Annotated in this window: 8 protein-coding genes; 2 read left to right on the plus strand and 6 right to left on the minus strand. The window is 65.6% G+C overall.

The window, feature by feature from the left end; genetic code table 11:
• The 4 genes from JO059_RS21800 to JO059_RS21815 form a co-directional block, all read right to left on the minus strand.
• Window positions 1–1,003 (minus strand): alcohol dehydrogenase catalytic domain-containing protein (locus JO059_RS21800; protein ID WP_293322625.1); only part of this gene is annotated, 1,003 nt, incomplete at its 3' end.
• Window positions 1,000–2,226, minus strand: a complete 1,227-nt coding sequence (locus tag JO059_RS21805) for a cytochrome P450 (RefSeq protein ID WP_293322628.1) — start codon at window positions 2,224–2,226, stop codon at window positions 1,000–1,002. The genes JO059_RS21805 and JO059_RS21800, both read right to left, overlap by 4 nt.
• A gap of 348 nt (window positions 2,227–2,574) precedes the next feature.
• A complete protein-coding gene (locus JO059_RS21810; protein ID WP_293322631.1) occupies window positions 2,575–3,285 on the minus strand; it encodes a hypothetical protein in 711 nt (236 codons plus the stop codon).
• Window positions 3,282–4,118 (minus strand): hypothetical protein, encoded by an 837-nt coding sequence (locus JO059_RS21815; protein ID WP_293322634.1) that lies wholly within the window; start codon window positions 4,116–4,118, stop codon window positions 3,282–3,284. The genes JO059_RS21810 and JO059_RS21815 overlap by 4 nt, the downstream gene beginning before the upstream one ends.
• Before the next feature lie 114 nt (window positions 4,119–4,232).
• Between JO059_RS21815 and JO059_RS21820 the strand changes: the two genes are divergently transcribed.
• Together JO059_RS21820 and JO059_RS21825 are read left to right on the plus strand one after the other, a co-directional pair.
• Entirely contained in the window at window positions 4,233–5,378 is a 1,146-nt protein-coding gene (locus tag JO059_RS21820; protein ID WP_293322637.1) for an acyl-CoA dehydrogenase family protein, read from the plus strand.
• Window positions 5,375–6,604, plus strand: coding sequence for an acyl-CoA dehydrogenase family protein (locus tag JO059_RS21825; protein ID WP_293322639.1), 1,230 nt, complete (start codon window positions 5,375–5,377; stop codon window positions 6,602–6,604). The genes JO059_RS21820 and JO059_RS21825 overlap by 4 nt, the downstream gene beginning before the upstream one ends.
• A gap of 4 nt (window positions 6,605–6,608) precedes the next feature.
• Here the strand turns inward: JO059_RS21825 and JO059_RS21830 are convergent, their stop codons facing one another.
• Both JO059_RS21830 and JO059_RS21835 read right to left on the minus strand, forming a co-directional pair.
• Entirely contained in the window at window positions 6,609–8,579 is a 1,971-nt protein-coding gene (locus JO059_RS21830) for a SpoIIE family protein phosphatase (protein WP_293322645.1), read from the minus strand.
• Window positions 8,580–8,729: 150 nt separating this feature from the next.
• On the minus strand, window positions 8,730–8,936 hold a 207-nt coding region (locus JO059_RS21835), incomplete at its 5' end, for an amidohydrolase family protein (protein ID WP_293322642.1).

Below are 8,936 nucleotides of genomic sequence, written 5' to 3' on the forward strand. Positions count from 1 at the left end.
CGGCCCTGGGGTTGCAGGAGCCGAATATGCTTCCGGCCAGGCTCTTGTTCATCAAAATGAACTCTTGCAGGTCGATGTTGACCGATCGGGTCAGCTGCGAGGTCATGCCGGTGAGCACGCAGGTCCCGCCCTTGCGGGTGAGCTTCAGCGCATCACGCACGTCGTCGGGGGTGATCAGGGAAGGCGAGACCACCACCGCGTCGGCCATGACGCCGTAGGTCAGATCGCGCACCAGGTCCAGCGCCTCGTGGGCGGTTGCGGCACTGTGGGTGGCGCCGAACTGCCGGGCCGACTTCTGCTTGAAATCCACCGGATCGACGGCGACTATCTGGGCGGCGCCGCTGATGCGGGCGCCCTGGATCGCGCCCGTGCCGATACCACCAACGCCGATCACGACGACGGTGTCGCCGCCGCGCACGCCGGCGCGGTTCGCGGCCGAGCCGTAACCCGTCGGAATGGCGCACGACAGCAACGCGCTCGGCGCCAGTGGCAGGTGCGGCTCGATCTTCACCAGTGAACTGGTCGCTACCACAGTGTGCTCGGCGAACGCGCCGACCTTCGCGAGATGTCCGAGTGGCTTGCCGTCCGCCGTGTGATGGCGGAAGGTGCCGTCGGTGGGCATGCCCGGGGTCAGGGTGAAGGCCCCGACGTCGCAGATGTACTCCATTCCGCTGGCACACCAGCGGCACCGTCCGCACACGGCGACGAACGACATCACCACGTGGTCTCCCGGCGCCAAATCGGTGACACCATCACCGACTTCACGCACGACGCCGGAACCCTCGTGACCACCGATGGTCGGGAACATGGTCGGCAGCCCGAGGGATCGCATCACCTCGTTGGGCGCCGACATCTCACCCTTGAGTATGTGGTCGTCGGAGTGGCACAGCCCGGCCGCAGCCATTTCGACCAGGACTTCCCCGGCGCGGGGCGGGTCCAGCTCGAATTCCTCGACCGACCACGGCCCGCCGACGTCATGCAGGATCGCCGCCCGGCTCCTCATGCGACCGGGGCGAACGTCACAGGCAGCTTGTTGGGCGACCGGAAGGTCAGCCCGACGATCTTGGGCTCCCGGCCGGTGCCGTCGTCGGGCACGAAAGCCAAGTCGCGGACGCGGTCGAACAGGCTGTTCAGCATGACCCGGGTTTCCAGCCGCGCCAGGTGCATGCCGAGGCACATGTGGATCCCGCCGGCGAATGCGATGTGCGCCTGCCGCGGTCGGCGGATGTCGAACACGTTGGGGTTCTTCCAACGGCTTTCGTCGCGGTTGGCAGAGCCCATACACATGTCGATCTGCGCGTCCGCGGGGATGGTCTGGCCGCCAATTTCGACTTCTTCGGTGGTGGTCCGCATAACCATGGTGAGTGGCGTTTCGAAACGCAGGCCCTCTTCGATCGCCATCGATATCAGTGACCGGTCCTGGTACACCATCGCCAGCTGTTCCGGATGGGTGAGCAGCAGGTACAACAGATTGCCCGACGACCGGTACGTCGTCTCCAGGCCGGCCGGCAACAGCAGTCGCAGGAAGGCGATGATGGCCTCGTCGCTGAGCTTTTCGCCGTCGATCTCGGCCGCGACCAGATCGCCGATGATGTCATCCGTGAGTTGGTGGCGCCGCTGCTCGACCTGTTCGAGGAAGTAACCGTGCAACTCCGCGGCCGCGTTCAACCCGGCCATGATGTCGGTTGGAATCGAGATGAGGTCGAGGGAAAGCCGCCGGAACATGTCGAGATCCTCGGCCGGAAGACCGAGCAGGGTGGAGATGATCCGGGTCGGGAACTCGAACGTGAGTGCTTTCACGAGGTCCGCGTGGCCGTCGTTTTTGATCTCGTCGACCAGCTGGTCGCAGACGGGCCCGATGATCGACGGCTCCCAGCGCTCGAGCGCGGTGGCGCGGAAGGCCTTCGCCACCAGGTTGCGATGGTCGTGGTGCTCCTTGCCGCCCATCGCCAGGATGGTATGACCCATGACCAATCCGATGGTCTTGTCGTAATTGGCCGAGGTGAAGATTCGGTCGTCGCGGAACGCCTGGAAGACCCCGTCGTAGCCGAATAGGACCCATTCGTCGTTCGGCCGCAGCTCCTCCGGCATTTGTGTGTGATCGGCCAGCGAGCCATGCCAGACCGGGTCGGTGCGCCGCATGTATTCGAAGAACGGATACGGGCTGGTTTCACCGGTGAGATCGAGGGTGACGGCCTGGCCCTTGGGGTCGGTGCTGAGCGTCATCAGCGCTCCTCCTGGTCGAATATCGCTATCATAATATAGATAGCAACGAAGCCCAACGGCGTGGCGGTTACCGTAACGGGCACAGGATTTGACCGGAAGCGACTCGGTGGAGCGCTATACGGTCTGCCGGGCGACCGTCAAGGCCATCCCTGGCGAACAGCCCGAAGGGATCGAGTCGTGACGCAAGCGAATCTGGCGCGGCCACAGGGCATTACCTGTATCGACCCGGTGCTGCGCGCGGCGGCCGTTTAGCTGGGCCTCGTCGAATTCCGCGCGGGGAGCGGGGGTCGACACCGACGGCGTCAGCTCGAATCGCGATCCATCCCCGGTCCGGACGGGGCCAGGGGTTTACACCGGGGTGAACTTGGTGATCAGCCAGGTCCCGTTGATGCGGGTCATTCCCACCAACACACTGCTGACCGCCACCGACGGTTGGGCGTTGTCCCTGGCGGTGGTGACCTGATCGACGAAGACCAGAACGACCGCCGAATCGGGATGCAGCTCCGACACCGCCGCGCCCGTCACCTTGGCCACGGCTTTCAGCGACCTCTGGATGGCCGTCGGCGCCACGCTCTGCTGGCTGAATTCGTCGTAGTACGGCAGGAAATCTCCGCCGAGGTGTGTCCGGGCGTTGGCGAAGTCCTTGTCTAGCGAATCATATGAGTACGACAGCAACGCCGTCGTTCCGTCGGACGCGGCGTTGATCACCGACTGTGCGGTGGCGGCGTCGGTCTGTCGGTCCGGCCGGTACTGCTTGAAATACATCCACGTGGCCACGCCGCCTAAGATCAGTGCGAGCGAAACCAACACGGCAGCAATGACTTTCAGCAGCCCGCCGGGTATCCCGCGGCGGCGACGCTTCTCCGGCGAGTGCTCGTCCGCTTCGCCGTCCGCGAGCTCCTCGGTTACGGCCTTCTCGGGTTCGGGTTCGGGTTCGGGTTCGGGTTCGGGTTCGGGTTCGGGCTCGGCTTGGCCTTCGGCTTCGGGCTCGGCTTGGGCTTGTGGTTCCGGGTCTGCTTGGGCTGCAGCCGAATCGATGTCACGCACGTCGTCGGTCACGGTACGTACTCGACTTTCGACATCTTGTACTGCCCGTCCACGTTGGCGACGGTCACTCGGAGCCGCCATACCAGTGGCGGCACATCGTCCCCGGGCGGGGAATTGGTGACCCGCGACGTCGCGGAGACCAATACCACCGCCGAATCTCCTGTGATCGACTCCAGAGCGGCTCCGGTCACGGTACCTTCGGTGACGGCTTTGGACTGGATGACCGTTGCCATGAAGTCGCCGGCCCCCTTCTGAAAGTCGTCCTTGAATTGGCCGGTGGAGCTTTCGATCACGCGCTGGATGTCCTCGTTGGCTTTGCTGAAGTCGAGGGAGGTCATTTTGACGACACCCTGCTTGGCGCCGGCGACGAAGGCGGCTTCGCGCTCATGCTTCCTGGTGGTGTCGCGATGTTCGACCACCATGTAGGCGATGAGCCCCGCGAAGCAGACGATGAGGACGATCGCGGCCAAAGCGGCAATCTCCGGCAGCCGGCGGCGCCACCCGACAGCGCCGGCCCCGTGCTCGGCACCGTCGACGTCGTCGTGGTCCTCTTGGTCTTCCTCGTCGTGGTCCTCTTCCTGCTCCTCGTCGTGCTCCTCGTCGTGGTCCTCATAGTCTTGGTAGTCCTCGTCGTAATCCTCATCGTCGCCGTAATCGTCGTCGGGTTCCGGAAGACCGAGGGCCGCACGCCGCAGCCGAGCGGCGCGGGCGCGGGCCTGCGCCGCGGCGGCCACCGCCTCGGCCGCGGCGGCTTCCGCCTCAGCTTCCTCGAGCAGCGCCGCGGCGTCGGCCTGCGACGCAGTATCCTCCGGCGCTTCGTTCGCCTCGTGCTTGCCGCTCGTCATTATCGATTGGACTCCGGTATCTCTTACCGTATTGCTCATTGCTAACATCAGAGTCTCGAGCGAGCTCCGACGAGAACCGGCGGATCATCAACACCTAAGGAACCTTCCGGCACCATGACCGCTGTTGACTCTCCCGAAAAGATACTCTTCGCTTCGACAACCCAAGCATTTCTGCAGAAAGAAGCGCCGCTGAGGCGGGTCCGGGAACTGCATGCCGCGGGGGAGTCCTTCGATCCGGCATGGTGGCGGCGGGCCGCGGGACTGGGGTGGACGGCCCTGCTCGTTCCGGAGGAATTGGGCGGCGGCAGCGTCTCTGGTAGGGGTGTCGAGGATTTGGCCATGGTCGCTGAACAACTGGGCAAGACGGTCGCACCCGGACCGCTGTACCCGGTCAGCGTCGTGCTGGCGGCGCTCGTCGGCTGCTCGGATCCGCGCTCGCACGCCGCCACCATTGAGTCGATGGTTTCCGGCGAGACCGTGGCGTCGTGGGCGGTTTCGGAGCCGGGCCGGGGATGGTCGCCGCTGGAGCCGTCGGTGACAGCCACGAAGACCGACAGCGGCTTCCGAATCGATGGCATAAAAGACCGCGTCGAGGCCGCCGCCCTGAGTGCTGCGCTGCTGGTGGTGGCGCGCTGCGGCGACGACGAGATTCGCCAGTTTCTGGTCCCGACGGACGCGCCCGGCGTCCGGGTCGAACCCCAGCAGTCGGTGGATCTGGTCAAGCACTACGCGCGTGTGCATTTCGACGGGGTGGCGCTGGAGCCGTCGGCGGTTGTCGGCAATGCTGCCGAGACCGCCGCGCTGATCGACCGGCAGAGCCAGCTGGCCCAGGTCCTGCAGTGCGCGGAGGTGGTCGGCATCCTGCAGACGGTGTTCGACTTCACCGTCCAGTGGGCGCTGGATCGGCACACTTTCGGTCGTCCGTTGGCGTCGTACCAAGCACTCAAACACGGGTTCGCCGATATGAAGCTGTGGCTGGAAGCGTGTCGTGCGACGACGGCGGCGGCGGTCAACGAGGTGGCCGCCGGCTCACCCGCGGCGGGATTGTCGGTCAGCATCGCGAAGTCCTACGTCGGCGAGATGGCGGGGCGGATCGTTCAGGCGTGCGTGCAGATGCACGGAGGCATCGGTGTCACCTGGGAGCACGATCTGCACCTGTATCTGAGGCGGGTCACGTTGTACCGCTCCATGTTCGGCACGCCCGAGGAGCACAATCTACGGGTATACGAGGCCGAGAAGGCGAGCCGGGGCGCGAAATGAGCGAATCGGTAACGGATTTCGCCGCCCGGGGGCGGGCTTGGCTGGCGGACAACATGCCTGCCATCGACCCCGAGTCGCCGCCGCCGGCCCCGCGCGACGACCAGCGGTCCTGGGACAGGGCCCGCGAACTCCAAAAGCGGCTCTATCAAGGAGGATTCGCGGGTATTTGCTTTCCGCAAGAGTACGGCGGCCTCGGCCTGGACTATGAATACCAGAAGGCCTTCGACGCCGAAAGCCGCAACTACGAGATGCCGTTGATCCTCAACACGCCCACCTTCACCATTTGCTGTGCCACGCTGCTCGACACCGGCAGGGAAGACCAGAAAAGACGGCACATAGCCGCCGCCCTGCGCGGCGAGGAAGTGCTCGTGCAACTCTTGTCCGAACCCAGCGGCGGCTCGGATCTGGCCGGTGTCATCACCCGGGCCGAACGCCGCGGTGACCGTTGGGTGATCGACGGCGCAAAGACCTGGAGCACCAGCGCGTTTGCCGCGGACTACGGGCTTTGTCTCGCGCGCACCGACTGGAATGTGCCCAAGCACGAAGGCCTGACGATGTTCCTGGTGCCCATCGCACATCCGGGAATCACGTTGCGGCGCATCACGATGCTCACCGGTTCCACCGAGTTCTGCGAGGAGTTTTTGGACGGCGTGGACGTCGGTGATGACGCCGTGGTCGGGGAGGTCAACGGTGGCTGGGCGGTGGCCTCGCGGCAGCTGTATCACGAACGCCGGGCGGTCGGTCAGGGCTCGGAGTTCGCCAGTGGTAGCGGCACCGAGGGGGGCAGCACCAATCCCGTTGACTACGTTGGCCTTGCAGAGAAGACGGGCCAGGCCGATAACGAGCGGGTGCATGAGATGGCCGGCCGGGTCCTCGTGTACCGGGCGGTGGCCGAGCAGCTGATAGATCACGTGTACCGCAACGTCAGGGACGGCGTGCTGCCTCCGGCCGCCGGAACGCTCATCAGGCTCTTTCACTCCGAGACACTGACCCTTGATATCGACACCGCCTTGGCGATTGCCGGCAGCGTGGGTGTGGTTGGGCAACTCGGCGAGGGCCTGGAGACGGGGATGCGTTACCTGTCTCGGCAAAACGTCGCCATCGGTGGCGGCACCACGGAGATGGCGCGCAACGTCATCGGTGAACGGGTGCTGGGCTTTCCGCGGGAATACGCCGCCGACCGTGGGGTCCCGTTCAACCAGGTGCGGCACGGCCAGGCGGGCTGACCGCTTACCCTTCGGCGAAGACGCTGTCGGGATCGCCGCCGACCACCGGCATTTGGACCAGCGACAAGACGTGATGCGCCGGGCTACCGGGCGGAGCGATCAGCACGAGATCACCGCCCTGGGTGCGCGCCCGGTCGCGGGCCGCCGCCAGCGCGCTGACCGCCGTCGATCCGAGGTGGGTGACCGCGCTGAGGTCGACCGTCAACGACGCTATCCCCGAACGGCTTTCGACCGCGATCTGGCGGTCGAGGGTCGATGCGGTGATGGCGTCTACGTCGCCGCTGACGGTGATCCGGCCCGCTAGCTCGCCTGTGCCGACCACGGACGCGAATTCGGAGTCGACGCGTCGTTCATGGGCTGGCGGGCTGACAGACGTATCGGTGACAAAGTTCGCGGTCCGCGAAAGGCGATGCGTCAGAGTGGCCGTCGTGCCGCCGGGACCATGCGCGATCCGCGCCTGCGACACCAGGGCTTCGGCCATTGCGAGCCCGCGGCCGCGGCCACGCTCGCCCTCGCGGTGATCCTTCCACTGTCCGTGGTCAATCACCGAGGCGTGCAGGTTGCCATCGCCGGCGAGGGTGGTCTCGACGGCAACCGTGCCGGCGACTCCGTTCGCGTACCCGTGCTCGACCGCATTTTCGACGAATTCCGAGACCGCATGGACCACGTCGCAGATGTCGTCGTCGTCGGCACCGATGTCCTTCAGCCATTCGCGAAGTTGGGTGCGAACGGTGCGGGCAGCGTGGATGGTCGCATCGAGCGTGATGTTCAGCGGTGGCGGGGATGTATGCCGTTGCGCCGCAAGCAATGTGACATCGTCCTGGTAGCCTGTCGACCGGAGCAGCAGCTCCAGCGTCTCGGAGCACATGCGGTCGATCGGCCGTTTCGGGGGATCGATGATGAAGCCGCCACTGCCGCCGGCGATGCTCGCGGCCAGTTCGGCGAATTCCGCCGTGCTCGCTCCATGGGGCCGCCCGGGACGCTCGACAAGTCCATCGGAATACAGCAGGACCGCATCGCCCATTTGGAGCCACTCCGAGCAGACGGGAAACCCGGTCCCGCTGCCCAGCGGACCCGCTCCCGAAGGTTCCGCGTAACGCGCCTGCGCGTCGGCGCTCACCAGTAGCGGCGGCGGATGGCCCGCCGTGCAGTACTGGAATTCGCCGGTGGCCAAGTCAAGCGACCCGACACACACGGTGGCCGACTTCGACCCCGGCACATGTTCGTGAAAACGATCGAGCGCCTCCAGCGCCTCGCCGACGGTGTGGCCCGCAGTCAGCTGCATCCGCAGCGCCGTGCGCAGCTGCGACATCACCGCAGCGGCTTCGACGCCGTGTCCGACGACGTCGCCGACGATGAGGACCAACCGATCCGCGAAGGTGATCGCGTCGAACCAGTCGCCCCCGGCCGCGGTGTTCTCGGCAGCCACCAGGTATTCCGCGGCAATGTCGGCGCCGGCGACGACCGGCACCGAGGGGGCCAGCAAGGCCTGCTGCATGACCGTGGCCGAATCGCGGACGTTGCGGTAGCGCTCGGACAACCCGTGCAAGCGTGCTTCGGTGGCCAGCCGTGCTCGTACCCGCTCGGTGACGTCGTCGAAGAGGACCTGCACCCCCTCGATCGCTTCGTCGTCCCCGCGGCGCGGGGTGACGACGAAGTCGAAGAACCGTTCCTCGAGTCCGGTGCCGTAGTCGGCATGCAGCCGCCACTCGTTGCCCACTTGCGGTTCGCCGGTCCGATAGACGCGATCGAGCATCTGGTAGACCTGCTGGCCCTCCAGCGCGGGATACACCTCCCGCGCCGTCAGCCCTATGGGAGCGGGCGTGGGACTCAGCGCCCGGTATGCCTTGTTGGCCGCCACGAACCGGTGATCGGGCCCCTCGAGCCCGATCAGCATCGATGGAACATTCTCGAAGACGCGGCGAACGTCATCTGCCGCACCGACGGTCTTGTCCCAGTCCTTGTCGGCGACCATTTGGCCGTCTCTCCCGGGGTACCTATCCATGTAGTCACACAGCCCGATCAGAGGCATGACTCGGGCATGTATATGTACCCCAGATTAGCAACCGATATCACGGTGTGAACGACAAGATTTTGTCACGGCCGCGAGGAGGTGAAACCTCCGTCAGGCTGAGACCGGTTTCTTCGAGGGCGCGGAGACCTTCATCAGCTTCATCAGGTTGCCACCCATGATCTTGGCGACGTCTTCTTCTTCGAAGTCGGTGAGCTCGTCGACGAAGGAGATGGGGTCCTTCAGGCCCTCGGGGTGCGGCCAGTCGGATCCGAACAGCACCCGATCGGTGCCCACCATCTTGACGATCTCGGTGAACCG

It is taken from the genome of Mycobacterium sp., assembly GCF_019247615.1.
GTDB lineage: Bacteria > Actinomycetota > Actinomycetes > Mycobacteriales > Mycobacteriaceae > Mycobacterium.

Excerpts from the sequence above, each read along its gene's own strand:
- JO059_RS21805 (WP_293322628.1), bottom strand. The coding sequence starts at position 2,226 with ATGACGCTCAGCACCGACCCCAAGGGCCAGGCCGTCACCCTCGATCTC.
- JO059_RS21815 (WP_293322634.1), bottom strand. The coding sequence starts at position 4,118 with ATGACGAGCGGCAAGCACGAGGCGAACGAAGCGCCGGAGGATACTGCG.
- JO059_RS21820 (WP_293322637.1), top strand. The coding sequence starts at position 4,233 with ATGACCGCTGTTGACTCTCCCGAAAAGATACTCTTCGCTTCGACAACC.
- JO059_RS21825 (WP_293322639.1), top strand. The coding sequence starts at position 5,375 with ATGAGCGAATCGGTAACGGATTTCGCCGCCCGGGGGCGGGCTTGGCTG.
- JO059_RS21830 (WP_293322645.1), bottom strand. The coding sequence starts at position 8,579 with ATGGTCGCCGACAAGGACTGGGACAAGACCGTCGGTGCGGCAGATGAC.